The 26,120-nt window shown below is 53.4% G+C and carries 22 protein-coding genes and 1 riboswitch; of the genes, 13 read left to right on the forward strand and 9 right to left on the reverse strand.

Annotated elements, in window-relative coordinates; genetic code table 11:
- The first annotated feature begins 1 nt into the window (after position 1).
- The 3 genes from dnaN to gyrB are packed head-to-tail and all read left to right on the forward strand — an operon-like array spanning position 2 to position 4,628.
- On the forward strand, positions 2–1,102 hold the full coding sequence (dnaN, locus tag H511_RS0107490) for a DNA polymerase III subunit beta (protein WP_027251749.1): 1,101 nt from the start codon (positions 2–4) through the stop codon (positions 1,100–1,102).
- A gap of 3 nt (positions 1,103–1,105) precedes the next feature.
- Positions 1,106–2,197 carry a DNA replication/repair protein RecF gene (gene recF / locus H511_RS0107495; protein WP_027251750.1) on the forward strand — a complete coding sequence of 364 codons (1,092 nt, stop codon included), beginning with the start codon at positions 1,106–1,108 and terminating at the stop codon, positions 2,195–2,197.
- Positions 2,198–2,216: 19 nt separating this feature from the next.
- Positions 2,217–4,628: a DNA topoisomerase (ATP-hydrolyzing) subunit B gene (gene gyrB / locus H511_RS0107500; protein ID WP_027251751.1), complete on the forward strand. Its 2,412-nt coding sequence runs from the start codon at positions 2,217–2,219 to the stop codon at positions 4,626–4,628.
- Positions 4,629–4,800: 172 nt separating this feature from the next.
- Here gyrB and H511_RS0107505 read toward each other — a convergent pair whose 3' ends face one another.
- Entirely contained in the window at positions 4,801–6,558 is a 1,758-nt protein-coding gene (locus tag H511_RS0107505; protein WP_211225192.1) for an acyl-CoA dehydrogenase family protein, read from the reverse strand.
- A gap of 89 nt (positions 6,559–6,647) precedes the next feature.
- Here H511_RS0107505 and H511_RS0107510 point away from each other — a divergent pair, with 89 nt between their 5' ends.
- The 3 genes from H511_RS0107510 (at position 6,648) to H511_RS0107520 (ending at position 9,216) form a co-directional block, all read left to right on the forward strand.
- A complete protein-coding gene (locus H511_RS0107510; RefSeq protein WP_081669219.1) occupies positions 6,648–7,718 on the forward strand; it encodes an AraC family transcriptional regulator in 1,071 nt (356 codons plus the stop codon).
- Positions 7,719–7,951: 233 nt separating this feature from the next.
- Positions 7,952–8,422: an Hsp20 family protein gene (locus H511_RS0107515; protein WP_027251754.1), complete on the forward strand. Its 471-nt coding sequence runs from the start codon at positions 7,952–7,954 to the stop codon at positions 8,420–8,422.
- 206 nt (positions 8,423–8,628) lie between these two features.
- Complete coding sequence (locus tag H511_RS0107520; RefSeq protein WP_051287975.1) at positions 8,629–9,216, forward strand: GNAT family N-acetyltransferase; 588 nt, start codon at positions 8,629–8,631, stop codon at positions 9,214–9,216.
- A 120-nt stretch (positions 9,217–9,336) separates the two neighbouring features.
- Here the strand turns inward: H511_RS0107520 and H511_RS0107525 are convergent, their stop codons facing one another.
- Positions 9,337–10,587, reverse strand: coding sequence for a valine--pyruvate transaminase (locus H511_RS0107525; RefSeq protein WP_027251756.1), 1,251 nt, complete (start codon positions 10,585–10,587; stop codon positions 9,337–9,339).
- A 468-nt stretch (positions 10,588–11,055) separates the two neighbouring features.
- Here H511_RS0107525 and H511_RS0107530 point away from each other — a divergent pair, with 468 nt between their 5' ends.
- Entirely contained in the window at positions 11,056–12,351 is a 1,296-nt protein-coding gene (locus tag H511_RS0107530; RefSeq protein WP_027251757.1) for a DUF1835 domain-containing protein, read from the forward strand.
- Positions 12,352–12,550: 199 nt separating this feature from the next.
- Here H511_RS0107530 and glyS read toward each other — a convergent pair whose 3' ends face one another.
- Complete coding sequence (gene glyS / locus H511_RS0107535; protein ID WP_027251758.1) at positions 12,551–14,623, reverse strand: glycine--tRNA ligase subunit beta; 2,073 nt, start codon at positions 14,621–14,623, stop codon at positions 12,551–12,553.
- A 9-nt stretch (positions 14,624–14,632) separates the two neighbouring features.
- Positions 14,633–15,544: a glycine--tRNA ligase subunit alpha gene (gene glyQ / locus H511_RS0107540; RefSeq protein ID WP_027251759.1), complete on the reverse strand. Its 912-nt coding sequence runs from the start codon at positions 15,542–15,544 to the stop codon at positions 14,633–14,635.
- 275 nt (positions 15,545–15,819) lie between these two features.
- On the opposite strand from glyQ, the gene H511_RS0107545 reads away from it, so the two are divergent.
- Complete coding sequence (locus H511_RS0107545; RefSeq protein ID WP_027251760.1) at positions 15,820–16,512, forward strand: YiaD family glycine zipper/OmpA-like lipoprotein; 693 nt, start codon at positions 15,820–15,822, stop codon at positions 16,510–16,512.
- 96 nt (positions 16,513–16,608) lie between these two features.
- Positions 16,609–16,707, forward strand: a riboswitch (yybP-ykoY riboswitch).
- Positions 16,708–16,799: 92 nt separating this feature from the next.
- Complete coding sequence (locus H511_RS0107555) at positions 16,800–17,357, forward strand: TMEM165/GDT1 family protein (RefSeq protein ID WP_027251762.1); 558 nt, start codon at positions 16,800–16,802, stop codon at positions 17,355–17,357.
- Between the two features lie 90 nt (positions 17,358–17,447).
- Here the strand turns inward: H511_RS0107555 and tusA are convergent, their stop codons facing one another.
- Positions 17,448–17,696, reverse strand: a complete 249-nt coding sequence (tusA, locus tag H511_RS0107560) for a sulfurtransferase TusA (protein WP_027251763.1) — start codon at positions 17,694–17,696, stop codon at positions 17,448–17,450.
- A 137-nt stretch (positions 17,697–17,833) separates the two neighbouring features.
- Between tusA and H511_RS0107565 the strand changes: the two genes are divergently transcribed.
- Complete coding sequence (locus tag H511_RS0107565) at positions 17,834–18,016, forward strand: hypothetical protein (protein WP_027251764.1); 183 nt, start codon at positions 17,834–17,836, stop codon at positions 18,014–18,016.
- A 127-nt stretch (positions 18,017–18,143) separates the two neighbouring features.
- Here H511_RS0107565 and acuI read toward each other — a convergent pair whose 3' ends face one another.
- The 4 genes from acuI to H511_RS0107585 all read right to left on the reverse strand — a co-directional run bounded on the left by acuI (position 18,144) and on the right by H511_RS0107585 (position 22,995).
- Positions 18,144–19,127: an acrylyl-CoA reductase (NADPH) gene (acuI, locus tag H511_RS0107570; RefSeq protein WP_027251765.1), complete on the reverse strand. Its 984-nt coding sequence runs from the start codon at positions 19,125–19,127 to the stop codon at positions 18,144–18,146.
- Positions 19,128–19,276: 149 nt separating this feature from the next.
- Positions 19,277–20,446, reverse strand: coding sequence for an acetyl-CoA C-acyltransferase FadA (gene fadA / locus H511_RS0107575; protein WP_027251766.1), 1,170 nt, complete (start codon positions 20,444–20,446; stop codon positions 19,277–19,279).
- Positions 20,447–20,463: 17 nt separating this feature from the next.
- Positions 20,464–22,626: a fatty acid oxidation complex subunit alpha FadB gene (gene fadB / locus H511_RS0107580; protein WP_027251767.1), complete on the reverse strand. Its 2,163-nt coding sequence runs from the start codon at positions 22,624–22,626 to the stop codon at positions 20,464–20,466.
- Between the two features lie 123 nt (positions 22,627–22,749).
- The gene (locus H511_RS0107585) at positions 22,750–22,995 is read right to left on the reverse strand and encodes a hypothetical protein (protein ID WP_155804826.1); all 246 of its coding nucleotides are present in this window, start codon (positions 22,993–22,995) and stop codon (positions 22,750–22,752) included.
- Positions 22,996–23,121: 126 nt separating this feature from the next.
- Here H511_RS0107585 and H511_RS0107590 point away from each other — a divergent pair, with 126 nt between their 5' ends.
- Genes H511_RS0107590 through hemG form a run of 3 tightly spaced genes read left to right on the forward strand, consistent with a single transcriptional unit; the run spans position 23,122 to position 25,767 of the window.
- Complete coding sequence (locus H511_RS0107590) at positions 23,122–23,760, forward strand: YigZ family protein (RefSeq protein WP_027251769.1); 639 nt, start codon at positions 23,122–23,124, stop codon at positions 23,758–23,760.
- Positions 23,761–23,774: 14 nt separating this feature from the next.
- Positions 23,775–25,232 (forward strand): TrkH family potassium uptake protein, encoded by a 1,458-nt coding sequence (locus tag H511_RS0107595; protein ID WP_027251770.1) that lies wholly within the window; start codon positions 23,775–23,777, stop codon positions 25,230–25,232.
- Between the two features lie 10 nt (positions 25,233–25,242).
- Complete coding sequence (gene hemG / locus H511_RS0107600; RefSeq protein ID WP_027251771.1) at positions 25,243–25,767, forward strand: menaquinone-dependent protoporphyrinogen IX dehydrogenase; 525 nt, start codon at positions 25,243–25,245, stop codon at positions 25,765–25,767.
- The last annotated feature ends 353 nt before the right edge of the window (positions 25,768–26,120 follow it).

Below are 26,120 nucleotides of genomic sequence, written 5' to 3' on the forward strand. Positions count from 1 at the left end.
TATGAAATTTTCCGTTGAACGAGAACATCTCATTAAACCTCTGCAGCAGGTAAACGGTGCACTGGGTGGCCGTCCGGCGCTGCCTATCCTCGGCAACCTGTTACTGCAGGTAGAAGCGGGCAAGCTGTCTCTGACTGCGACCGATCTGGAAGTGGAACTGGTGGCCAGTCTGGCACTGGACGGCGACTGGGAACCGGGGGCGACCACTGTACCGGCCCGCAAATTTCTCGATATCTGCCGCGGACTGCCAGACAGTGCGCAGCTCAAGATTGAATTGCAGGGTGACAGGCTGCTGCTGCGCTCTGGCCGTAGTCGTTACTCACTGACAACGTTGCCGGCCAGCGACTTTCCCAATATTGAAGACTGGCAAAGCGATGTGGAACTGCATCTGGCACAGGGCCAGTTACGCCAGCTGATCGAAAGTACCCAGTTTTCCATGGCCAATCAGGATGTGCGTTACTACCTGAACGGTATGCTGATGGAAACCGATGGCAAACAGCTGCGCTCGGTGGCGACCGACGGACACCGGATGGCGGTCTGTACTGTCGCTACCGAGACTGACATGCCGGGCAAACAAATTATCCTGCCGCGTAAAGGGGTGATGGAGTTAATGCGTTTGTTAGACAGCCCGGATGCCGAGGTCGTGCTGCAGATTGGCCAGTCTAACCTGCGGGCTGTGGTCAATAATTTTATCTTCACCTCCAAGCTGGTTGATGGCCGTTTCCCGGATTATCGCCGTGTGTTACCGCAAAACAGCAGCAAGTTTCTGCAGGCCAGCTGTGAGGAACTGCGTCAGGCCTTTTCCCGCGCCGCCATTTTATCGAATGAGAAATTCCGCGGCGTGCGGGTGAATCTGATCAACAATGAAATGCGGATCACCGCCAACAACCCGGAGCAGGAAGAAGCGGAAGAAGTGCTGGATGTTGACTTCCAGGGCGACGAGCTGGAGATTGGCTTTAATGTCAGCTACATCCTGGATGTGCTCAATACCCTGAAGTGCGATCAGGTGCGGATTTCGATGACGGACGCGACAGCCAGTACCCTGATTGAAGATGTGGCTGACAGTGATGCGCTGTACGTGGTGATGCCGATCCGGCTGTAACCTATGGCGTTAACGCGATTCATTGTTAAAGATTTTCGTAATCTTGAGGCCTGTGATCTCACCTTCTCGGAGGGTTTCAATTTTCTGGTCGGTGCCAACGGCAGCGGTAAAACCAGTTTGCTGGAAGCCATCTATTTTCTCGGCCATGGCCGCTCCTTTCGCAGCCACCTGACCAGCCGGATTATCCGTCATGGTCAGGATGAACTGGTACTGCATGGCCGGGTGCATGCGGACAGTGCACTGAAAGGTGATCTGGAGCGACCGCTGGGGATCAGAAAGCAGCGGGATGGTACGACTCAGGTTAAAATAGCCGGCCAGACAGGCCAGAAAGTGGCCCAGCTGGCGCAGATTCTGCCGCTGCAGCTGATCACCCCGGAAGGGTTTGAGCTGATGGTCGGCGGCCCCAAATTCCGTCGTGCGTTTATTGACTGGGGAGTGTTTCACGTGGAACCGCGTTTTTATCAGGCCTGGAGCCGGGTAAAACGGCTGACCAGACAGCGCAATGCGCTGCTGAAAACCGCGCGCAGCTACCGGGAACTCAGCTACTGGGACCAGGAACTGGCCCAACTGGCGGAAGTGATTGACGGCTGGCGCCGTGATTACATTGATGCCCTGCGCGAGCAGGCCACCGCCTTCTGTGCCGATTTTCTGCCGGAATACGAGATTCAGCTCGGCTACTACCGTGGCTGGGAAAAAACAACCCCTTACAGCGAGCTGCTGGCCGCCAACTTTGAGCGTGATCTGCAGCTTGGTTATACCGTCAGCGGTCCCAATAAAGCGGATCTGCGGCTCAAGGTGTCGGCCATGCCTGTGGACGATGTCCTGTCCCGCGGCCAGCTGAAATTATTGATGTGCGCGCTGCGACTGGCGCAGGGTCAGCAGCTTCGTCAGGCCACAGGCAAGCAGTGTCTTTACCTGATTGACGACTTTGCCTCAGAGCTCGACAGCAGCAAACGCGCCCTGCTGGCAAAGGGATTACACGATACTCAGGCTCAGGTGGTCATCAGTGCCATCAGCGAGGAGCAACTGGGCGATATGAAGGCCGAAAAGGGCAAGATGTTTCATGTCGAACAGGGTAAAATAACCGCAAGATAATTAAAGCGAGAGTAACTCAATGTCCAACAATTACGATTCATCAAGTATCAAGGTATTAAAGGGTCTTGATGCGGTACGTAAGCGTCCGGGTATGTACATCGGCGATACGGATGACGGTACAGGTTTGCACCACATGGTTTTTGAGGTCGTCGATAACTCTATCGACGAAGCTCTTGCTGGTCACTGTGAAGATATCGTAGTCACGATTCATGAGGATGGCTCGGTCTCTGTCAGCGATGATGGTCGTGGTATCCCGACAGATATGCACCCGGAAGAAGGGGTGTCCGCCGCTGAAGTTATCATGACAGTCCTGCACGCCGGCGGTAAGTTCGACGATAACTCCTATAAAGTGTCCGGCGGTCTGCACGGGGTAGGTGTGTCGGTTGTGAACGCCCTGTCTGACAAACTGGAACTGACGATTCATCGCCACGGTCATATTCACCAACAGATTTATCACCTGGGTGAACCTCAGGCGCCGCTGGGAGTGGTGGGCGACTCGGATCGCACCGGTACCCGGATCCGCTTCTGGCCAAGTGACACGATTTTTACCGATACCACGTTCCACTATGAGATTCTGGCCAAGCGTCTGCGCGAACTGTCTTTCCTGAACTCCGGTGTCTCGATTAAGCTGAGCGATGAGCGCGACGGCAAGCAAGACCACTTTATGTATGAAGGCGGTATCCGTGCGTTCGTTGAGCACCTGAACCGCAATAAAACACCGATCCATCCGAAAGCGTTCCACTTTGCCTATGAACGTGAAGACGGTATTTCTGTTGAAGTGGCAATGCAGTGGAACGACAGCTTCCAGGAAAACATTTACTGCTTCACCAACAACATCCCGCAACGCGATGGTGGTAGCCACCTGGCCGGTTTCCGTGGCGCCCTGACCCGTACCCTGAACAATTTCATGGATGCCGAGGGCTATACCAAGAAAGCCAAAGTGGCGACCTCAGGAGACGATGCCCGTGAAGGCCTGACCGCTGTGGTGTCAGTGAAAGTGCCGGATCCTAAATTCTCCAGCCAGACCAAAGACAAGCTGGTCTCAAGCGAAGTGAAACCGGCGGTTGAATCGGCCATGGGTGAGAAGCTGAGTGAATACCTGCTGGAAAACCCGACCGATGCCAAGATTGTCTGCGGCAAGATTATTGACGCCTCCCGTGCCCGGGAAGCGGCGCGTCGTGCCCGCGAAATGACCCGCCGTAAAGGCGCGCTGGATTTGGCCGGCCTGCCGGGCAAACTGGCCGATTGCCAGGAAAAAGACCCGGCGCTGTCTGAACTCTACATAGTGGAGGGTGACTCGGCCGGTGGTTCCGCCAAGCAAGGCCGGAACCGTAAGAATCAGGCGATTCTGCCGCTGAAAGGTAAGATCCTCAACGTAGAAAAAGCCCGTTTCGACAAAATGCTGTCGTCACAGGAAGTGGCCACGCTGATCACGGCCATGGGCTGTGGTATCGGCCGCGACGAGTACAATCCGGACAAACTGCGTTACCACAGCATCATCATCATGACCGATGCCGACGTTGATGGTTCGCACATCCGTACGCTGCTGCTGACTTTCTTCTACCGTCAGATGCCTGAGCTGATCGAACGGGGTCACATCTATATTGCCCAACCGCCACTGTACAAAGTGAAGAAAGGCAAGCAAGAGCAGTACATCAAAGACGATGAAGACATGAACCAGTTCCAGGTGGCCCTGGCACTGGAAAATGCCTCGCTGTTCACCAGCGACAGTGCCCCGGCCATTTCCGGTCTGGCGCTGGAAACTTTGGTCAAGCAATACAATGGTGCGGTGAAACTGATCGAGCGGATGAGCCGTCGTTACCCGACATTGCTGCTCAATGAGCTGACCTACCAGCCGCGTCTGGGTGAAGCGCAACTGGCTGATCAGTCGCAGGTGGAAGCCTGGGTCAAAGGGGTGGTGGATGCCCTGAACAGCAAGCAAACCGGGGAAAGCCACTACGGTTATGAAGTGTTCCAGGACCCGGAGCATAACGCCTGGCTGCCTAAGATTGTTGTGCGTACCCACGGTGTCGACTACCAGTATCCGCTGAGCTACGATCTGCTGCATTCGAAAGAGTACGCCAAGCTGGCTGATTTGTCTGAAGCACTGTGCGATCTGCTGGAAGAGACAGCCTATGTCCAGCGCGGCGAGCGCAAACAGCCCGTCGCCAGCTTTAAAGAAGCACTGGAGTGGCTGATTAAAGAGTCGACCCGTGGTCTGAGCCGTCAGCGTTACAAAGGGCTGGGTGAGATGAACCCGGATCAGCTGTGGGAAACCACTATGGATCCGAACTCGCGCCGCATGATGCAGGTCACTATCAATGATGCGGTGGCAGCCGATGAGCTGTTCACTACCCTGATGGGCGATCATGTTGAACCGCGTCGCCAGTTCATTGAAGAGAATGCCCTGAATGCGAACCTGGATGTGTAACCGGTCCGCCGTCAGTTGCTGATAATAACCGTGCACTGACAGAAGAACGCCGCTCATCACCGAGCGGCGTTTTTTTATGCTGGTTATATAATCAGGCTGTACGCTCTTCTTGCTCCGTGCCGGGATGGCCTCCGCGTCATGGCGGAGGCTTATTGTTTATAGGGGCGGTGGTTCAGGTTTTGACCAGTGCCCGTTCAACGATGGATTTGGCATCGATGTCTGCCGGCAGGGTGCCGAACTGGAAATAATGACCGGATAAGCGCGCCTGGGCGAAGGCTTCGGCAATGTGAGGTTCGCCATAGCTGAACAGGGTTGCGGCCTGCCAGATCAGCGCCAGCTGCTCCATCATTTGCCGGGCACGGACCTCAATGTTTTCCGTGCTGGCAAACTCGGCTTTCAGTTGTGCCAGCTTGCGGTCGAACAGCGGGTGCTTACCTTGTGCCTGGTCAAATTCGGCAAACAGGGCGCTGAAGGTATCGGGTTCGCGCTGCAGCACGCGCAGCAGGTCGAGGCACTGCACATTGCCTGAGCCTTCCCAGATCGAGTTGACCGGTGCTTCGCGATACAGCCGGCTGGCAATGTTCTCCTCGACATAGCCCACACCGCCAATACACTCCATCGCCTCGGCGGTATGCTGAATCGCCCGCTTGCAGATCCAGTATTTGCCGATGGCCGTTGCACTGCGGATCAGGGCCGCTTGTGTGCTGTCTTTGCTGTTATCCAGCGCATGCGCAATGCGCATGGTGATCGCCAGCGCCGCTTCAGCTTCCAGTGCCAGATCAGCCAGCACATTGATCATCAGCGGCTGGTCATGAAGATTGCGGCCGAAGACGCTGCGGCCTGAGGTGTGCCAGATCGCTTCTTTGGCGGCCTGGGCCATCAGTGCACTGGACCCTATCATGCAGTCATAGCGGGTGAGGGCGACCATATCTATGATGATACGGATACCGCGGCCTTCCTCGCCAAGCAGCCAGCCGTGCGCGCCGCGAAACTCGATTTCAGAGCTGGCATTGGATTGATTACCCAGCTTGTTTTTCAAACGCTGGATGTGCATCGGGTTTTTACTGCCGTCTTCGCGCCAGCGCGGCACCAGGAAGCAGGACAGTGTCTCGCCGGTTTTGGCCAGGACCAGAAACGCATCGCACATAGGGGCGGAGCAGAACCATTTGTGACCGATCAGGCTGTAGAGTTTACCCGGCCCGGCGTCAGCGACCGGGGTTGCCCGTGTGCTGTTCGCCCGGACATCCGAGCCGCCCTGTTTTTCTGTCATCGCCATGCCTATGGTGACACCGGCTTTGTCGAAATAGGGTTTGTTAGTGCCGTCATAAACAGTGGCGGTGATTTTCGGCAGCCAGAGGGCAGCCACGTCAGGCTGGTGCTGCAGGGCCGGTACACAGGCAAAGGTCATGGTCAGCGGGCAGCCTGAGCCGGGATCGGCCTGGTTGTGCATAAAGGCCAGTGCCGCCCGGGCAACATGGGCGCCGGCTTTGGGCTGTGTCCACGGCAGGCTGGTATGGCCGTTTTCGATCGCGTGTGCCATCAGCTGGTGGTAAGCCGGATGGTAATCGACCTGATCAACCCGGTATCCGAAGCGGTTATGGGGCTGAAACTCCGGTAAATGCTTATTGGCCAGAAAACCGGCTTCCTGTAACTCATGACCAATATGATGACCAAAGCCCGACAACCGGCTGTTTGCCCAGTCCCCGGAAAACCGGGCTACCCAATACTTCAATATGCTGTCAGAGTCATATACATTGTAGTGTTCCAAGGGTGTTGGCTGGTTCAGTACAGTGTGCGTATCCTGGCTGGTGGCCGGGTTGAAAGGTTCCATATTCGGCTCTCTTTGGTTGGAGTGGCTCTGAGTGTCCTGCTGATCTGCTGCGGGTTTGGCACCATGGCATTCGACATTCCCCGACAATGCAATTAACATTGCCTTAACATGGACTTTATACCTGCAGCCATGTTTGGCTATGTCTGTTCGCGCCAATTTCTTGTTGATCGGCGCAATCGGCAGCTGTGATGACATTTCTGGGAGGCAAGCCGCATGAGAGCGGGGCAGTATTGATGGAAGGCTATTACTCAACCCTGAGCAGTTGGATGATCCCCATCGCGAAAGCGATGCAACATTGCGGACTGGATATGGAGCAGGCTCTGTACGAGTGCGGTCTCGACCTTCGTGAACTGCAGAGCCAGGAAGGGCGGGTCTCAATCCGGAAATTGGCGGCACTGATCGATTATTGCAATCGTTTTTTACCCGAGCAGGATTTTACGGTCCAGATTGCACGGTATTTTCATCCCGGTGTTTTTCATATTCTGGGTTACGCCATGATGTCGGCGGATACCCTGGAAGAGGCACTGTTGCAGCTGGTCGCCTACAACAGTGTGGTCTGTGACATCAGTAATCTGCAATTCATCGAGAACCCGGACACTCTGGTCCTGGATGTCGCTTTGGTGGCCAGGAATGAGGAACAGTCTCAGCTGATGCGCCGCCAGGAGCTGGAAGCTTTCATGGCGATGGTGGTCAGTTTTGCACGTGATGTGGTGGATCCCGGTTTGAAACCGGCTTATGTCACGTTCCAGTTTTCCCCACCGGCCAATCAAGGGCAGTACCTGACGGCATTCTTCCAGTGCCCGGTCAGCTTTGGTCAGCCGCGTAATTTGCTGGCGTTTGACATCGGCGCCGCCAGGCAGCCATTGCTCAGTGGCAACCCGGCGATACGCGCAGGACATGAAAAGATCCTCAACGAATTTCTGGCTCGTATCGATCGCAACGATCTGGTGCACCAAGTGAAGTGCAACATTCTTGAACGGCTCTCACTAGGCGCTCCGAGCCAAACCCAAGTGGCGGCTGCGTTAGGGATGAGCGTGCGTAATCTGCAGCGTAAACTCAGTGAGCTTGGCACCAGCTATACGCAGATACTGGAACACAGCCGTAAAACCCTGGCACTGAACTATATGCGCCGGCAGGATTTATCCTTAAGTGAAATCGGCTATCTGGTGGGCTTTGCCAGCGATGCTAATTTTCACCGCGCGTTCAAGCGCTGGACAGGGCAGGCGCCGGGCGAATACCGTCGTCAGTTGCTGGCCTGACACCTTGTCATCTTCCTTGCTCTTGTCCTTGCCTTTGTCTTAGGGCGAGCTGTCGTTGTGAACCGGCCCCGACAATTTTTTTTCAATTATCCCTTGAAGCCAATTCAGATGCCCTTATATCTATTGGTGAAGCAGGAGGCGCCAGACATTGGGCCTTCACAGGTTTGTCCACGAGGAAAACCGCTTCATGACTGACTTTCGTAATAGTATTGCTTCATAGAAGGATAGTGATTATGCGTACCTTAGATTTTACTCCACTGTATCGTTCTGCCATTGGTTTCGACCGTCTGTTCAACCAGATGGAGCAAAACCTCAATAACAGCAATGGCGGATATCCTCCATACAACATAGAGCAGCAGGATGAAAACCACTACCGTATTACCATGGCGGTGGCCGGTTTTTCTGAAGCCCAGATGGACATCAGTCAGCATCAAAACCGCCTGATTGTGACGGGCAAACGTGCTGATTCTGACAGCAACGAAGAACAGCGCCATTACCTGTATCAGGGCATTGCTGAGCGCGATTTCGAGCGCAAGTTCCAGTTAGCGGACCATGTCAAAGTGGTGGGCGCCTCGATGGAAAACGGTTTGCTGCACATCGAACTGGAGCGGGAAGTACCTGAAGAGGAAAAACCGCGTAAGATTGCCATCAACGGTCAGCGCTTGATTGGTCGTGATGAATCTGTTGTCAGTGACAGCATTTAAGTTTTCTCTGCTTGTATGGAAGGCCAGCCTCAGCGCTGGCCTTTTTAATGGGAGTCAGAAACTGTGCTCGGTTCAACCGCGCGTTATGTTTCACGTGAAACACAGGCGGTATCCCACGATGAAGGTTTCACGTGAAACAACACTGTAGTGACGCTTTGGTTTGGATTATCTTCTTCAAGCGATGAACAATTTTCAAGGAAGAAAGCGTGAGCCGGGGTATCAAACCACAACCAATAACGATGAAGCGTCAGCGCGTCGGTGCAGCGTATCTGCAGCAGTTGCTGCCAGCGGATAAGCCCGACGGATTGTCTCTTATTGCTGCTACGCCCCGTCATGAACGCTTCGTTTTCGAATTAAAGAAAGCCGCAGAACGAGAGGCCGTCACCCAGGTCTTTGGTTGGGATGAAGCGTTGCAGTACCAATTGCATCTGGCTGAGTGGCTGGATTGTAAACCTTTGTTGATTCTGATGGACGGCATACCGATTGGCAGTGTGTTGCTGGAAACGATGGAGCCGGAGTTTCATCCGACTGCGGAACAAAACAGTGCCAAATTACCGCACAGTTACTTCAGCCGCTTCTTTCTTTTACCGCAATGGCAGGGACGGGGGATTGGCAGTGCGGTGCTACGCGCAGTGATTGCCTGGTCTGACAAAGCACATCGATCTTGTTGCTTAACGTATTTACAAGGGAATCCAGTGAGCGGATCATATCGGCGGTTCGGATTTGAAACGATCACTGAAGATTCTCAGTTTGTCACCATGGTTTACCATCCGAATACAAAGACAATCCTCTGAGTCACCTGTATCTGCGACATAAATTGTGCTGCTTGCAGACGACTCTGTCTGGGTTCAGATGAACAAACAGGGCAGTGCATGCCCTGTGATTGTCTTTCAAAGATGTGTTCAGTGACACTGTTAGCCTTGCTGATAAGCTTTTGCGATTTCTTCGGCAATGATAGCAATGCCGCGCTGCATCTTTTCATCTTCCTGCACATAGTTCATGCGCAAACATTCATGGCCGTGTTGCCAGTCTTGATCCAAGCCAATGAAAAAATATTCACCGGGCACTATCAATACGCCTCGTGCTTTCAGGCGTCGGTACAGTTCCATGGTGGTGATAGGCAGCTCTTTAAACCACAGCCAAAGGAACATGGCACCTTCCGGTTTATGGATCCGAAAACGCGGGTCTGGAATGGCTTGCTGCAGCCACTGTACCGCCTGCTGCGATTTTTTGTGATAGTAAGGTTTGATGACCGTTTCGCTCAAACGCAATAAGTCGCCTTGCTCAATCATCTTGCTGGCAATGGCAGGGCCGACACTGCCCGGCGCCAGGCTGAGCACACCGTTCATATTGGCCAGCGCTGTGGTGATCTCCTCACTGGCAATGACGATGCCGCAACGCACGCCGGGTAACCCCAGTTTAGAGAGGCTCATGCACAGGATAGTGTTGCGGTTCCAAAAGGGGGTGACGTCTTCAAAAATGATGTCAGGGAACGGCATGCCATAAGCATTATCTATGATTAATGGAATGTTGTGCTGCTGGGCGAGCTGATCCAAATGACGGATTTCTTCATCGGTCAGGACATTGCCGGTCGGGTTGGTCGGCCGCGACGCGCAGATAGCGCCCACACTGTCATCCAGGGTCAGGGCGTTGAAATCGACGTTGTACTTGAACAGGCCATTATCCAGTAAGCTAATCTCCGGTTTATAGGAGATAAACATATCCGGACTGACGCCGGCATCACCGTAGCCGATATATTCTGGTGCCAGAGGTAGCAGGATTTTCTTGTGGCGGCCATCGGGAAACTCGCCAGCCAGCAGGTTGAATAAACTGAAGAAGGCGCTTTGGCTACCGTTGGTCAGGCTGATGTTTTTGCTGCTGATGTCCCAGCCGTAACGCTCACTCAGCAGGGCGGCCAGCGCGTTAATAAAGGTGTTTTTCCCTTGCGGCCCATCATAGTTTGTCATGGCCGCTGTCAGCTCGCCGCTTTGATTCAGACTGTTATTGAGCTGGGTAAAGTACTCCACCATAGCAGGTATCTGTGCCGGGTTACCGCCGCCTAGCATAATGGCTTCCGGATTGCGCAGGCCATCATTCAAATCATCCATTAATTGGGTAATGCCTGAGTAGCGGGCAAACTTGTTACCGAATGTAGAAAACTCCATCTTGCTTCGACCTCAGTGTGTGTCTTGTTGTGATTTTTGGTGGGTGAGCCAGACAACATACAACAATGATACATACAGTGAAAGTGGCTTTGGTCACCGCAGCCCAACATAGTGTTCATCATAGGTTCCACGTGAAACACAGACGTAAATCAGGCGTGTCACCTTAAGTTTAGATGAAGCTATCCGGTGAACCGCTGTGGTGGTGGCACGGCCCTCAATAGTTCGAGATGGGAGGGTGATGAGTCGTGCAGCGATGAGTGCGATGCTGAATATTTCGGTGTGTTGATCCCGCGGTTGGTGCTTGCATAATGGGCTGGGTGTTGTAACCTTTAGTGGCGCTGCCTGCGCCTCCTGCTCGCGGAAAGGATAGTATCCAGGGTCACTGGCTTTGCTGTAACACAGCCGACAACGTATTTCTGCCTTCTCTTCTGTCAGGCGAGCACAGGAGTTAAAGAGAATGGAGAAATCATGAATTCAGACAATGCGTTTTCGTTCAACCCGTTTTCGTTCAACCTAAGCTATCTCAAATCCCAGGCTAAGCATCGCCTGAAAGCGATACGCCACGGCGATCACCATGCCTTGCAATCCGTTCAGCAGTTACATCCGAAACAGGCACAGCTCAATCCGGACAATATCAAACTGGCAGATATCCAATTCGTGATGGCCAGGGAGTGTGGGCTGCCCAGCTGGAGCCGCTTGAAACACCATGCTGAAATGCTTGAGCATCACAAACAGCAAATAGCGCAGGGTAGTGAAGCGCTGGATAAGGATCTCGCCACATTACACATTCGCTGCGGTCATGATATTGCGCAGCGCTTAGAGCAGGCGGGCTTTCATGGCGACTTCCTGCCTTTTATCGATCCCTACTGCATGGGCCCGCTCAGCGCAGCGCCCGATTTCGAATGGCAACGTGCTGAATACATCCGGCAGTATTTACTGAGTGAGATCGGCGATCCGCGCACGACGGATGACATCCTGACTGAGACGGCGGATAAGCTAGCGCAGCTCGCACAACCTGATTATCACCGGCTGGTATTCTGGGTGGAGCATGATAATTACGATCAACTTATGCTGATACGCCTGCTGACGCATCTGGCGACACTGCCGGGTGTGGCTGGCCGTCAGCTTGAGATCATTGAAGTAAATCATTTTCCGGCTAACACCCGTTTCATCGGGCTGGGCCAGTTACCCGCCGAAGGGCTGAGATCGCTCTGGCAGCACAGACGGCCTGTCGATGCCATTACCTTGGAGAGAGCAGGATTGCTGTGGCAGGGATTCTGTTCCCCTGATCCTGCGGCGCTGCTTGCCTTGCTCGATGCCTCCTGGCTGAGCCAGTTCGAAAACATGGCGCAGGTGATACGTCGTCATTTGCAGGAGCTGCCGCATCAGCAATCCGGCTTAAGCCTGACTCAGTCGTTGGCATTGTCTGTGTTGTCGGCATCGGGCACGATGGCGGTTGCCGATCTGTTTCGTGGCTATCAAGCGCTGGAGCCGTTACCCTTTTTGGGCGATTTGATGTTCTGGGTATTGCTCAAGCCGTTGCTGCAAAGCCAACAGCCTTTAATCTGTCTGGAGTCATCAACCGGCTCAGCTTCCTGGCAGGAGCTGGTTGTCAGTCTGACTGAACAGGGAAGATTATGCCTGTCACAGCAGCAAAAGATGGTGTCCAGTACGTATTGGGTCGGGGGGATAAAAGTTAGTCCTGAACAACATTGGACCTGGGATCATGTATCGCTGTCTTCATCGCATCCGATTCAGGGTTAACCGAGCCAAGCAGACAATTTGGTTTGGTGTTTCACGTGAAACACTCTGTGGCAGCAAGCCGGCTGTCAGGTGTTTGGCTCTGGCTGGCAGCTTTTGGTGCCGGGCGAGATAGGACAAGCTGGTACCAGCAGGTAAAACAAAGCCCGCATCAGCGGGCTTTGTGATCAGGCTAGATAGTCAGTGACGCTCATCAATGGCATTAGTTCTGAAGCAGTGAAATATCTGCCACTTTGAGGAACTGATTACGTAGTTGGTTAAGCATTGTCAGACGGTTCACTTTCAGGGCTTGGTCATCAGCCATTACCATGACGTTGTCGAAGAAGGCATCGACCGAATCACGCAGGGTAGCCAGCTCTGAAAGGGCTTGCTGATAGTCACCGGCAGCAAAAACAGGGGTCAGTTTAGCGGTAACCGCTTCCACGTTTTTCGCCAGGGCTTTTTCAGCGTCTTCAACCAGCAACTGGCTGTCGATTGCCGCAGGTAACTCACCGTCAAATTTCGCCAGGATATTGCCGACACGCTTATTGGCCGCAGCCAGCGATTCCGCCGCATCCAGAGAGCGGAAATGACTGACCGCTTTGACGCGCTTATCAAAGTCAGCCGGTGAGGTCGGGCGACGGGCCAAAACGGCCTGAATCACATCAACCGTGTGGCCTTCATCCTGATACCAGGCACGGAATCGGCCCAGCATGAAATCAATCACATCGGCTTCTACGTTATGGTTCGTCAGCTTATGGCCAAACAGCTCTTTGGCTTTGGCAATCATATCGACCAGATCCAGCTGATAGCCTTTTTCTACCATGATGCGCAGGGCACCCAGCGCGGCACGGCGTAGCGCGAACGGGTCGTTGGCCCCTTTAGGGTGCTGGCCGATACCGAAGATACCTACCAGGGTGTCCATTTTGTCAGCCAGTGCAACTGCAGCCGCGACATCGGAACCCGGCAGGCTGTCGCCGGCAAAACGGGGCATGTATTGCTCGTTGAGCGCCACGGCAACATCTTCGTGCTCACCGTCCAGCCGCGCATAGTGCATGCCCATTACGCCCTGAGTATCGGTAAACTCGAAGACCATGGATGTCATCAGATCGCACTTCGACAGCAGGCCAGCACGCTCTGCGTGCTCAACATCGGCACCAATTTGCTGAGCGATGTAACCGGACATCGCGGTAATACGATCTGTCTTGTCACGCAGGGTGCCCAGCTGTTTCTGGAACAGCACGCTGTCCAGCTCGTGCAGGCGATCAACCAGCGGGCGCTTACGGTCGGTGTTAAAGAAGAATTCAGCATCAGCCAGACGAGGACGGACGACTTTCTCGTTGCCCTCGATAATGTGGCGCGGCTCTTTCGACACTATGTTCGACACGAAGATGAACTTAGGCAGCAGCTTGCCCGCCGCGTCATAGACAGGGAAGTACTTCTGGTCACCTTTCATGGTGTACACCAGGGCTTCTGCCGGTACGTTCAGGAATGCTTCTTCAAAAGAGGCGGTCAGGACAACCGGCCACTCGACCAGAGAGGTGACTTCTTCAACCAGCTCGTCTTCCAGATCGGCGGTGCCGCCAACGGCAATGGCAGCTTCTTTGGCGCCGGCAATGATGTGCGCTTTACGAGTGTCGTAGTCAGCGATCACTTTACCGCGCTCTTCCAGGATGGCAGGGTACTGATCAGCATGTTCAATGCTGAACTCTGCTTCACCCATAAAACGGTGGCCGCGAATGGTACGCGCCGATTCCACACCCAGAATCGTGCCTGGGATCAGCGCGTCATTGAGCAGCATGACCAGGGTTTTTACCGGACGAATAAATTGGGTCTCTTTATCGCCCCAGCGCATAGGTTTCGGGATAGGCAGTTTTGCAAGTGCCGCCGCTGCCAGTTCGCACAGCAGCTCGGTTGCGGCTTTACCTTTAACGGCTTCTTTGTACAGTAACCATTCGCCTTTGTCTGTCTGCAGGCGTTCAGCCTGCTCGACAGTAATACCGTTACCGCGCGCCCAGCCCTGAGCGGCTTTGGTCGGGTTACCGTCAGCATCGAAAGCAACGCTGATCGCCGGACCGCGCTTTTCGACCACTTTATCGGCCTGGCCTTCCGCCAGTGCGGTGACTTTCAGAGCCAGCCGGCGTGGGGCGGCGTACCATTTGATAGAGCCAAAGGCTAATTCGGCCGCGTTCAGTTCCGCGGTAAAGTTGTCGGCAAAGGCTTCTGCCAGGGTGCGCAAGGCTTTTGGTGGCAGCTCTTCCGTACCCAGTTCAATCAGAAAATTCTTGTCAGCCATGCGTGATCCTTACTTGTCTTTTTTACACATCGGGAAGCCAAGTGCTTCACGAGAGGCATAGTAGGCTTCAGCCACTTGCTTGGTCAGGTTACGGATGCGCAGGATATATCGCTGACGCTCAGTCACCGAGATCGCTTTACGGGCATCCAGCAGGTTGAAGGCATGGCCAGCTTTCAGAATACGCTCGTAAGCCGGCAGCGGCAGAGGCTGTTCCAGTTCAAGCAGTGACTTACATTCTTTCTCGCATTGATCAAAGAAGGTAAACAGGAAGTCGACATCAGCGTATTCAAAGTTGTAGGTCGATTGTTCTACTTCGTTCTGGTGGAAAATGTCGCCGTAGGTCACTTTACCTAAAGGTCCGTCGGTCCATACCAGATCATACACAGAATCGACGCCCTGGATGTACATGGCCAGACGCTCAATACCGTAAGTAATTTCACCGGTGACCGGCTTACATTCCAGGCCGCCGACTTGCTGGAAGTAGGTGAACTGGGTGACTTCCATACCGTTCAGCCACACTTCCCAGCCCAGACCCCAGGCACCCAGCGTTGGGTTTTCCCAGTTGTCTTCCACGAAGCGGATGTCATGCACCTGCGTGTCTACGCCCAGCGCTTCCAGCGAACCCAGGTAGAGTTCCTGAATGTTGTCTGGCGATGGTTTGATGATCACCTGAAACTGGTAATAGTGCTGCAGACGGTTAGGGTTTTCACCGTAACGGCCGTCGGTCGGGCGGCGTGATGGCTGCACATAGGCGGCCGCAATCGGCTCCGGGCCCAGAGCACGCAGGCAGGTCATTGGATGCGAGGTACCGGCACCCACTTCCATATCCAGCGGCTGCACGATAGTACAACCTTGCTGGCCCCAGTAATCCTGAAGCGCCAGAATCATGCCCTGAAAGGTCTTGATGTCGTATTTTTGCATTGTCAGCTTCGCGAGATCCGTTGATATAAGTAGAAAAGATAACAATCCAGTATACCTTGGGTCGCCTTGAGGGAGTAGGGGCAGCGCACGTTTTTTGTGCATAACAGTATCGAATGTAAATTTTTGTCATCAGGCTTCCGCTATAAGCAGAAACAGGGTAAAAAATTGACAGGTTTTTGATATCTGCAGCCTCTGTTTGACTACAATGCAGCAGGATTATGCTTAGCGGAAATGGCGTTCCGCCTGGCAAACTGACAATTTATCGGGGAAAGAACATGCAACAACATCATGCAACGACATCACGTAAGTGGGTACGCGCTATCCTTTTGGCCGGTGTTACCTCTATGGTAGCTACGGGCTGTACCACAGTTAATCCCTATACGCGTGAAGATCAGACGGCAAAATCCACCAGTGGTGCACTGATTGGTGCCGTTGCTGGCGCGGCTATCGGTGTGGCCTCTTCAAGCAAAAGCGATCGGGGTAAAGGTGCGCTGATCGGTGCGGCTTCCGGCGCGGCGCTGGGCGGCGGTGTCGGCTACTACATGGATGTGCAGGAAGCGAAACTGCGTCAGCAACTGGAATCAACCGGCATCAGTGTGACGCGTGAAGGCGATCAGATCGTGCTGAACATGCCAAACTCGATCACTTTCGGTGTCGACCAGTCTAACCTGAGCCAGCAGGCGATGAATGCACTGCAAAACGTGGCTCTGGTGGTGAAGGAATACGATAAAACCCAGCTGAATGTTTACGGTTTTACTGACAGCACAGGGTCTGAATCTTATAATCTGCGCTTGTCTCAGGTTCGTGCCAGTGAAGTCAGCAACTACCTGGTTCGCACGGGTGTAGCGGCGCAGCGTGTACTGGCTAAGGGCATGGGTGAAGCACATCCGGTTGCTTCCAATGCCAACGAGCAGGGGCGTGCTCAAAACCGCCGGGTGGAAATTGTATTGAGCCCGACCGCGTCTTAATCACACCAACAGCATGTGTTTGGGAAGGAAGGGAAGCCATTGGCTTCCCTTTTTCGTCACTTGATCCCAGGCGCCGTTCTGGCTATCATGCCAGCTCCTTTGGGGAGTAGCCTTCCGTTCTGACGGAACAATCATCAACATAATTGAAGCAAAATCTTCATGGTGATTGTGACTGACCATTACTCCGGTCAGTTTGGCGAGACCATAGGCAAATCGACATGAACCGGGGTGGGGCGTGTCTGTTTGTCTTTGGTTAAAATTATAATCCTCGCCCCAATGAGCATGTCATGAGCATTTTAGCTGTTTCAATTACCACGGTCGCCCTGGCTGAGATTGGGGATAAAACCCAGTTGCTGTCTTTGCTGCTGGCCAGCCGTTACCGTAAGCCTGTTCCTATCATTCTGGCCATTTTCCTGGCGACCCTGGCCAACCATGCTTTGGCGGCCTGGTTGGGGATGGTCGTTGCTGATTACTTATCGCCTGAGATTTTAAAATGGGTGCTGGTCGTGAGTTTTGTGGTGATGGCGGGCTGGATTCTGATCCCGGATAAACTGGATGACGATGAAACCATTTCAAACCGCGGCCCGTTTGTTGCCAGTTTTATTGCTTTTTTTGTGGCGGAAATCGGCGATAAAACCCAGGTGGCAACCACCATGCTCGGGGCAAAATACCATGACGGTCTGATGCTGGTCGTGCTGGGCACCACTATTGGGATGCTGCTGGCGAATGTGCCCGTTGTGCTGATCGGTAAGCTGTCTGCTGACAAAATGCCGCTGGGGTTAATCCGCAAAGTGACCGCTGCGCTGTTTGCTGTGCTGGCGCTGGGTGCTGCATTTGGCCTGTAGCGAGCGGGGAGCTGCGGGCGTTATGCCTGCGATTAATGAGATTGTCATAAGGCAGCGCTAGGCTGCCTTACTTATTTCTATAACTTGTTGCTATGGCTTGCCTTTGCGGATCAGGTAGCGGTATGGCAGAGAGTCTGTTTCTGCTGCCAGCAGCGTATGGTCCATAAACCGGCAAAAGCTGGGGATGTCTCTGGTTGTCGATGGATCATCGGCCAGCACTAATAATGTGTCGCCATCTGCCATCCTGCGAATAGTTTTACGCACCATCATGACAGGTTCCGGACAACGCAGTCCCTGTGCTTCCAGATTGTGAGTGGCGGATTCAAATTTCGTGATCATAGTGAAGCCATATCGTAAATGAGAGCCAGATCATACTCACGGATAATAAACAATCAACCGGGGGTTGGCAAAGGTAACAATTATGTGTAACTTAGTTAACAACTTGTTAACCAATTTGTCATCGCAGGGAGGCGGAGATGATTACTCAGATGGATAGACTGACTATTTACTGTGTGCTGTGCTTTATCGCTTTCTGCTCTATTGTACTGCGCAATGCAAACGACTTAACTCTCTTTTCGCTGGCAGGCCTCGTTGCCGCGGCGATCGGACTCTGGCTCGAGCTCTCTCATTCTCCTGAGCTTGAAGAAGAGGAAAGCTAACTTTCACATCTACTACACTCCCCAGTTTTCTTGGGCTTCCCCGCTTTTATAGCGGGATTTTTTTTATCCGGGGTACAGAAAAAATCACCCGGTCCGTGTGGCAGACCGGGTGATGAGATATGGTTTATCAGGACAGTTTAACCAGCGTGCGCCCGGTGACCTGGCCTTTAATGATAGCTTGGGCAAATTCCGGTACTTGTTCCAGCGAAATGGTTTGTCCTGCCTGCTGATAAAAACTGTCCGGCAGCAATTCGCTCAGGCGCTGCCATGCATGCTGGCGTTTTTCGAAGGGGCAATAGACAGAATCGACTCCCAGCAGACGTACATTGCGCAGGATGAAAGGCATCACTGTGGTCGGTAAATCAAAACCGCCGGCCAATCCGCAGGTCGCGACCGCACCGTTATAATCCATTTGGGTCAGTACTTTGGCAAGGACTTTACTGCCCACAGTGTCGACCGCACCTGCCCAGCGCTGTTTCTCCAGCGGTTTGGCCGTTTCCTCCAGTTCACTGCGATCTATGATGGAGGTCGCCCCCAGTTGCCTGAGCAGATCGCCGTTTTGCGAGGCACGCCCGGTGACAGCGGCGATGCGATAACCCAGCTTAGCCAGAAGCGTTACCGCGACAGAGCCGACACCACCACTGGCACCGGTGACCAGAATCTCGCCAGACTCGGGCGTGATACCAGCATCTTCCAGCGCCTGGATACAGAGCATAGCGGTTAAGCCGGCGGTGCCGATAACCATCGCCTGTTCGGCGTTTAAACCCGCGGGCAGCGGAACCAGCCAGTCGGCTTTCACGCGGGCCTGCTGAGCCATGCCGCCCCAGTGATTTTCCCCGACGCCCCAACCGGTCAGTACCGCAGGATCGCCCGCCTGGTAGCGGCTATCACTGGATGTGATGACAGTACCGGCAAAGTCGATACCCGGCACCATGGGGAATTGGCGGATAATTTTGCCAGCGCCTGTGATAGCCAGGCCATCTTTGTAATTGAGTGAGGAATAGTCGACAGCTACTGTGACATCGCCGTCCGGCAGCTGGCTGCTGTCAATGTCGCCAACATGAGCCTGGGTGGTGTTATCTTGCTGGTTGAGGATCAGTGCCTTAAACATTACGGTTCTCCGTGCTGGGAATAAGCGTCTGTCTGTGATTGTAATGAGTCAGAGTGTCTCATATCTGAACCTAAAACAACTTTTTGTCTGATTATTGATATAAAAAAGCCCGCGACAGGTGCGGGCTTAATCGGTGTGGTGATAACGGGTTAGTCGTCGATGCGCTCAAAGATGGTCGCAATGCCCTGACCCAGGCCGATACACATGGTCGCCAGGCCGTATTTCACATTCTGATGTTCCATCAGGTTGATCAGCGTGGTTGAGATACGTGTACCGGAACAGCCCAGAGGGTGACCCAGTGCAATGGCGCCGCCGTTGAGGTTCACTTTTTCATCCATTGCATCCAGCAGACCCAGATCTTTGGCGCATGGCAGCGACTGAGCCGCAAAGGCTTCGTTCAGCTCGATCATGCCGATATCATCGATAGTCAGTCCGGCACGTTTCAGCGCTTTCTTCGACGCCGGTACCGGGCCGTAACCCATGATAGACGGATCGCAACCGGCTACCGCCATTGACTTGATGCGGGCTCGGATACGCAGTCCCAGTTCTCTGGCTTTGCTTTCGCTCATGATCAGCATGGCTGAAGCGCCGTCAGACAGGGCAGAGGAGGTGCCGGCTGTCACTGTACCGTTGGCCGGGTCGAACACAGGGCGCAGACCCGCCAGACCTTCAACTGTGGTTTCCGGGCGAATCACTTCATCATAGTCGAAGACTTTCAGTACGCCGTTCTCGTCATGGCCTTCGGTGGGCAGAATTTCATTCTTGAAACGGCCTTCAACGGTAGCGGCATAAGCGCGCTGGTGAGAGCGGGCAGCAAACGCATCCTGCTGCTCACGGCTGATGCCGTGCATACGGCCCAGCATTTCAGCGGTCAGCCCCATCATACCGGCAGCCTGAGCCACAGACTTTGACAGGCCAGGGTGGAAATCCACCCCGTGGTTCATCGGCACGTGGCCCATGTGTTCTACACCGCCGACCAGGCAGATCTCGGCATCACCGACCATAATGGCACGGGTGGCGCTGTGCAGTGCGTCCATCGAAGAACCGCACAGGCGGTTAATGGTGGTGGCACCGACAGTGTGCGGGATACCTGCCAGCAGTGCTGCGTTACGGGCAACGTTGAAGCCTTGCTCCAGGGTCTGCTGGACACAGCCCCAGTAGATATCTTCAATGGCCGTTGGGTCAACCTGAGGGTTACGCTCCAGCAGGCCTTTCATCAGGTGTGCCGACAAATCTTCAGCACGTTTGTTACGGAAAGCACCGGCTTTTGAACGCCCCATAGGGGTACGGATGCAATCAACAATTACGACGTTATTCATGTGTGTGTTCCTCGTCCTTAAGCGTTTACTGGTGCGTTGTAATAGCTTTCGCCTTTAGCGGCTTTGTCACGAAGACCGGCAGGGACTTCGTAAACCGCGCCCAGATGCGCGAATTTTTCTGCCATTGCGACATAGTTCGCCAGGCCGATTGAATCCAGGTAACGGAACACTCCGCCGCGGAACGGAGGGAAGCCCAGGCCGTAGACCAGCGCCATATCCGCTTCTGCCGGTGTGGCGATAATGCCTTCTTCCAGGCAGCGCACCACTTCGTTAATCATAGGCACCATGGTACGGGCGATGATGTCTTCATCACTGAAATCAGCGGCACGGCTGACAACAGGGGCCAGCAGCTCAGCCACTTCTGGTGCCAGATCTTTCTTCGGCTTGCCTTTTTTATCGACCGAGTAGGCATAGAAGCCTTTGCCGTTTTTCTGGCCCAGACGCTGGCTTTCGAACATCACGTCGACCGCATCTTTGTAGTCTTTACCCATGCGCTCCGGGAAGCCTTCTGCCATCACAGCCTGGGCATGGTGCGCGGTGTCGATACCGACAACATCCAGCAGGTAAGCCGGGCCCATCGGCCAGCCGAATTTCTTCTCCATGACTTTATCAATCTTGGTGAAGTCAGCACCGTCACGCAGCAGCAGGCTGAAGCCGGCAAAGTAAGGGAACAGGACGCGGTTGACGAAGAACCCTGGGCAGTCGTTGACCACGATAGGGGATTTGCCCATTTTGGCCGCGTAAGCCACCACGCGCGAAATGGTTTCTTCCGAGGTGTGCTCACCGCGGATAATTTCCACCAGTGGCATGCGGTGTACAGGGTTGAAGAAGTGCATGCCGCAGAATTTTTCCGGGCGCTTCAGCGATTTCGCCAGCAGGTTGATTGGAATGGTCGAAGTGTTCGAGGTGATCACAGTGTCGTCGCCGACACGCTCTTCCACTTCCGCCAGCACAGCGGCTTTCACTTTCGGGTTCTCAACCACAGCTTCAACAATCACATCGGCTTCTTCAATGCCTGCGTAATGCAGCGTTGGCTGGATGGATGCCAGGATTTTCGCCATTTTCAGGCCGTTCAGCTTACCGCGCTCCAACTGCTTGTTCAGCAGTTTAGAGGCTTCATTCATCCCCAGATCCAGCGATGGCTGAGCGATGTCTTTCATGATCACCGGTACGCCTTTCAATGCCGACTGGTAGGCAATGCCGCCGCCCATAATACCGGCACCCAGAACGGCTGCGCGCTGGGTGTCTTTGCCTTCTTTAGCAGCTTGCTTCGCTTTGCCCTTGATGTACTGATCATTGAGGAAGATACCGACAAGCGCTGGCGCGACGTCGCTTTTAGCCAGAGCCACGAACCCTTTGTTTTCAACTTGCAGGGCTTCATCACGGCTCATGCCAGCGGCTTGTTCAATACACTTAACCGCAGTGATTGGGGCAGGATAGTGAGGACCGGCCACTTGCATCACCATGCCTTTGGCCATAGTGAAGCTCATGGTCGCTTCGATTTTGTTCAGTTTCAGCGGCGCTTTTTTCTGTTCACGGCGTGCTCGCCATTCCAGCTTGCCGGCAATGGCATCTTTCAGCATGGTCAGTGCGGCGTCGCGCAGGAGCTCTGGTGCCACAACGGCATCCACAATTCCAAGTTTTAAGGCTTCGTCGGCTTTTTTGGCTTTGCCGCCAGCGATGATATCCATGGCCGGATCGGCGCCAATCAGGCGAGGCAGGCGTACGGAGCCACCCCAGCCAGGCATGATGCCCAATTTGGTTTCTGGCAGGCCTACCAGTGCAGTATGGTCTGCAACGCGCATGTCGGTTGCCAGTACGCACTCACAGCCGCCACCCAATGCAAAGCCGGTAATGGCGGTGATGGTCGGGACAGGGATGTCTTCCAGGCGGTTAAAAATGACATTGGCTTCTGCCAGCCAGCTGGACAGAACATCAGCGTCTTGGGTCATGATGTCAGGAAACTCGGTGACGTCCGCACCAACAATAAAGGCGGATTTACCGGAAGTCAGGATGACGCCTTTCAGTTCATTTTGCTGATACAGCGCGTTGATAGCTTCACTGAGGTTTTCCAGGGTCTTGCGATCAAGCTTGTTGACGCTGCCTGGCGCATTGAAGTTGATTTCCGCAATGCCATCTTCCAGATAGCTTACGGATAGGGTTTCATCTTGGTAAATCATGTTCTATCTCCGTGAATACCGGTTCATTGCCGGTTTGATTTTGACTGGTTTGGCCTCCAACCAGGTTAAAGATTAGTCTGAACCTGTTGCAAAGGGATTTCAACACCTATTTTAAACAATTGTTTAAACTTTGATATTGGTATGTAACTGAAGTTGGTTCCCATAGCTTGTGCTTGACTTGTTCATGGATTTTTCGCTATCGGTATTGTGTTTATTGTAAATAATATCAACACCTTGTGTGTTTTGTTGACAGTGTACCACCATGCCTTCGCGGTGAGCTTTCATCCATGTATAGCTCATGAAAGTGATAACAATGGCATTACCTGTTGAAAGTTGTGCGGGCTGTTGCGAACGCCCGGTCAAACTCACTTTCATCACCTGAATGGAAAAGCCTGGTTGATAGACGGCGCTTCGGCTCTTTGTTGTTCGCTGTGAATCTGTGAGCGCGTTTATGCTATTCTTGCGCCTTTATATGGCGTGATGTGAGCAGGCAAAATGGATCAGGCTCCTTATCTAATACCAGCGGAACCCGTTGTTTTCGAACAAGAGATCAAAAAAAGCCGCTTCATTACCTATTTAGCTCACACGCCCGGCGCGGAGGTGGCGAAAGCCTTTGTGCAGAGCATCAAATCACAGCATGCGGATGCCCGTCACAATTGCTGGGCTTTCGTGGCCAGCCGCCCTGAAGATTCCATGTCGTGGGGATTCAGTGATGACGGCGAGCCCTCCGGAACGGCGGGTAAACCTATGCTGGCCCAGCTCAGTGGCAGTGGGGTCGGTGAAATAACCGCCGTGGTCACGCGTTACTACGGCGGTATCCGGCTGGGGACGGGCGGATTGGTGAAGGCGTATGGCGGCGGGGTGCAGCAGGCGCTTGCTGTGCTCATCACCAAAGAAAAGGTTATTACTTCACCACTTTATGTCCGCTGTGCGTATAATCAGGTGCCGTTACTTGAGGCCGTGATCGCTGAGCACCATGCAGAAGTACAGCGCGCCGATTACGGGGTTGAGGTCACCATGGACATTCTGCTTGATGCTCGCTTAACCGCAACATTCAAGGCAGTGCTGATCAATCGCAGTGGCGGCCGGATTGTGATTCAGGACGCAGACAATATTTTGAAGAACTACAAGTGAGCGCCCGCTAGATTATGCAAATTCGTTCCATTATCCGTATCGTTGGCCTGTTACTGGCGCTGTTCAGTGTCACTATGCTGGTACCGGCCCTTATAGCCTTGCTGTACCGTGATGGTGCGGGTTTTCCTTTCGTGGTGACTTTCTTCATTTTGCTGGCGGGCGGGGCGGCACTCTGGCTGCCTAATCGCCATCAAAGGCGAGAGCTGAAAGCCCGTGACGGATTTTTGATTGTTGTGCTGTTCTGGACAGTTATCGGCAGCGCCGGTGCAGTGCCCTTTATTTTGTCTAAGACACCGGATCTCTCTTTTACCGATTCGTTTTTTGAGTCGTTTTCCGCGCTGACGACCACTGGTGCCACCGTTATTGTCGGGCTGGATGAATTACCCAAAGCCATCTTGTTCTACCGGCAAATGCTGCAGTGGTTTGGCGGTATGGGGATCATTGTGCTGGCCGTGGCCATCTTACCTGTGTTAGGTATCGGTGGTATGCAGTTGTACCGGGCTGAAATTCCGGGGCCGGTCAAGGACAGCAAGATGACGCCGCGTATTGCTGAAACCGCCAAGACGCTCTGGTACATCTATCTGACGCTGACGATTGCCTGCGCCGGTGCTTTCTGGGTGGCAGGAATGGATCTCTTTGATGCCATTGCACACAGCTTTTCGACCGTTGCTATCGGTGGTTTTTCGACACACGATGCCAGTATCGGCTATTACAACAGTACCGCCATTAATATGGTCACCGTGGTCTTTCTGTTGATCTCCGCCTGTAACTTTTCATTGCACTTTGCGGCATTTTCCAACCGAGGCCATAACTTGCGGACCTATTGGCGCGATCCTGAATTCAAAGCCTTTCTCGTGATACAGCTTATCCTGCTGCTTATTTGCTACGGCATGCTGATGAAGCACCAAACCTACGATTCCTGGTGGGCAACGCTGGATCAGGCACTGTTTCAAACTGTGTCTATCTCAACGACAGCCGGTTTTACCACAACCGGTTTTTCTGACTGGCCGCTCTTTCTCCCCGTATTATTGCTGTTCTCTTCCTTTATAGGTGGCTGTGCCGGATCCACGGGCGGCGGGATTAAGGTGATTCGTGTACTGCTGTTGTTTCTGCAAGGTGTCAGGGAGCTTAAACGTCTGGTGCATCCCCGCGCTGTGTATACCATCAAAGTCGGCAACAAAGCCCTGCCGCAACGTGTGGTGGATGCGGTCTGGGGATTCTTCTCAGCCTATGCGCTGGTGTTTGTGATCTGCATGTTGGTGCTGGTCGGGACCGGAATGGATGAGCTGACGGCATTTTCGGCGGTCGCTGCCACCCTCAATAACCTGGGCCCGGGGCTAGGGCAAGTTGCCGTTCATTTCGGGGAGGTGAACGATGCGGCGAAGTGGACATTAATTGTGGCCATGTTGTTTGGGCGTCTTGAAGTCTTCACCTTACTGGTGTTATTCACCCCGACATTCTGGCGAAACTAAGGAGAAGTGTGTGGAGAAGGTTTTATTGCTGCACTCCAGCTGTGACGGTCAAACCATCAAAATCTTACGCTATATAGAGCAGCAGTTAGGCGGGCACTATCAGTGTGAGACCCAGGATATTCATCCGTCACCTGAGATAGACTTCACTCGCTATGATCGAGTGTTGATTGGTGCTTCCGTCCGATATGGCCATCTCAATAAAAAGCTGTACCAGTTTGTAGAGCAGAATCAGCAAGCTCTGGAGAAACATAAAGCGGCTTTCTTCTGTGTCAACCTGACTGCGCGCAAACCCGGCAAGGATACACCGGAGACCAGCGTCTATATGCAGAAGTTCCTGCAAAAATCGCCCTGGCAGCCCAAACTCTTGGCGGTCTTCGCCGGAGCGCTGCGTTATCCGCGCTATAACTGGTTTGACCGAACCATGATTCAGCTCATTATGCGGATGACAGGCGGGGAAACAGATACGACAAAAGAAGTTGAATATACGGATTGGGACAGGGTTAGTGCTTTTAGCCAGGCATTCAGGCAACTTTAATGGCTAAAAAGGGGAGCTTTTGATGAGGTTTTGTTCGAAAAATAATAAAATCGGAAAAAACCTGAAAATGCGCTTGCGCCCTGAATTAAAGTCCCTATAATGCCGCCTCACTGAACGGGGTTACGGCTAAGAAAGCTGAAAACCAGAGGTTCACAGGAAAGTTGTTCTGAAATAGATTGAAAAAAGTGTTTGACACTGTTTTTCATTTCGATAGAATGGCCGCCCTGTCCACGACAAGCCAACGGCAAGTCTGGAAAAGCTCTTTAACAATTTGACCATGCAATCTGTGTGGGCACTCGACAATGATACAGTCATAAAAGATTTATCAGTGAACTGAGTGACCAATTGGTAGC

Origin of the sequence: Photobacterium halotolerans DSM 18316, assembly GCF_000425165.1 — a bacterium.
Lineage (GTDB): Bacteria > Pseudomonadota > Gammaproteobacteria > Enterobacterales > Vibrionaceae > Photobacterium > Photobacterium halotolerans.

What these genes read in the sequence shown, in the direction of transcription:
- dnaN (WP_027251749.1), top strand. Translation starts at nt 2, where the DNA reads ATGAAATTTTCCGTTGAACGAGAACATCTCATTAAACCTCTGCAGCAG.
- recF (WP_027251750.1), top strand. Translation starts at nt 1,106, where the DNA reads ATGGCGTTAACGCGATTCATTGTTAAAGATTTTCGTAATCTTGAGGCC.
- gyrB (WP_027251751.1), top strand. Translation starts at nt 2,217, where the DNA reads ATGTCCAACAATTACGATTCATCAAGTATCAAGGTATTAAAGGGTCTT.
- H511_RS0107505 (WP_211225192.1), bottom strand. Translation starts at nt 6,558, where the DNA reads ATGTTAATTGCATTGTCGGGGAATGTCGAATGCCATGGTGCCAAACCC.
- H511_RS0107510 (WP_081669219.1), top strand. Translation starts at nt 6,648, where the DNA reads ATGACATTTCTGGGAGGCAAGCCGCATGAGAGCGGGGCAGTATTGATG.
- H511_RS0107515 (WP_027251754.1), top strand. Translation starts at nt 7,952, where the DNA reads ATGCGTACCTTAGATTTTACTCCACTGTATCGTTCTGCCATTGGTTTC.
- H511_RS0107525 (WP_027251756.1), bottom strand. Translation starts at nt 10,587, where the DNA reads ATGGAGTTTTCTACATTCGGTAACAAGTTTGCCCGCTACTCAGGCATT.
- H511_RS0107530 (WP_027251757.1), top strand. Translation starts at nt 11,056, where the DNA reads ATGAATTCAGACAATGCGTTTTCGTTCAACCCGTTTTCGTTCAACCTA.
- glyS (WP_027251758.1), bottom strand. Translation starts at nt 14,623, where the DNA reads ATGGCTGACAAGAATTTTCTGATTGAACTGGGTACGGAAGAGCTGCCA.
- glyQ (WP_027251759.1), bottom strand. Translation starts at nt 15,544, where the DNA reads ATGCAAAAATACGACATCAAGACCTTTCAGGGCATGATTCTGGCGCTT.
- H511_RS0107545 (WP_027251760.1), top strand. Translation starts at nt 15,820, where the DNA reads ATGCAACAACATCATGCAACGACATCACGTAAGTGGGTACGCGCTATC.
- H511_RS0107555 (WP_027251762.1), top strand. Translation starts at nt 16,800, where the DNA reads ATGAGCATTTTAGCTGTTTCAATTACCACGGTCGCCCTGGCTGAGATT.
- tusA (WP_027251763.1), bottom strand. Translation starts at nt 17,696, where the DNA reads ATGATCACGAAATTTGAATCCGCCACTCACAATCTGGAAGCACAGGGA.
- H511_RS0107565 (WP_027251764.1), top strand. Translation starts at nt 17,834, where the DNA reads ATGATTACTCAGATGGATAGACTGACTATTTACTGTGTGCTGTGCTTT.
- acuI (WP_027251765.1), bottom strand. Translation starts at nt 19,127, where the DNA reads ATGTTTAAGGCACTGATCCTCAACCAGCAAGATAACACCACCCAGGCT.
- fadA (WP_027251766.1), bottom strand. Translation starts at nt 20,446, where the DNA reads ATGAATAACGTCGTAATTGTTGATTGCATCCGTACCCCTATGGGGCGT.
- fadB (WP_027251767.1), bottom strand. Translation starts at nt 22,626, where the DNA reads ATGATTTACCAAGATGAAACCCTATCCGTAAGCTATCTGGAAGATGGC.
- H511_RS0107590 (WP_027251769.1), top strand. Translation starts at nt 23,122, where the DNA reads ATGGATCAGGCTCCTTATCTAATACCAGCGGAACCCGTTGTTTTCGAA.
- H511_RS0107595 (WP_027251770.1), top strand. Translation starts at nt 23,775, where the DNA reads ATGCAAATTCGTTCCATTATCCGTATCGTTGGCCTGTTACTGGCGCTG.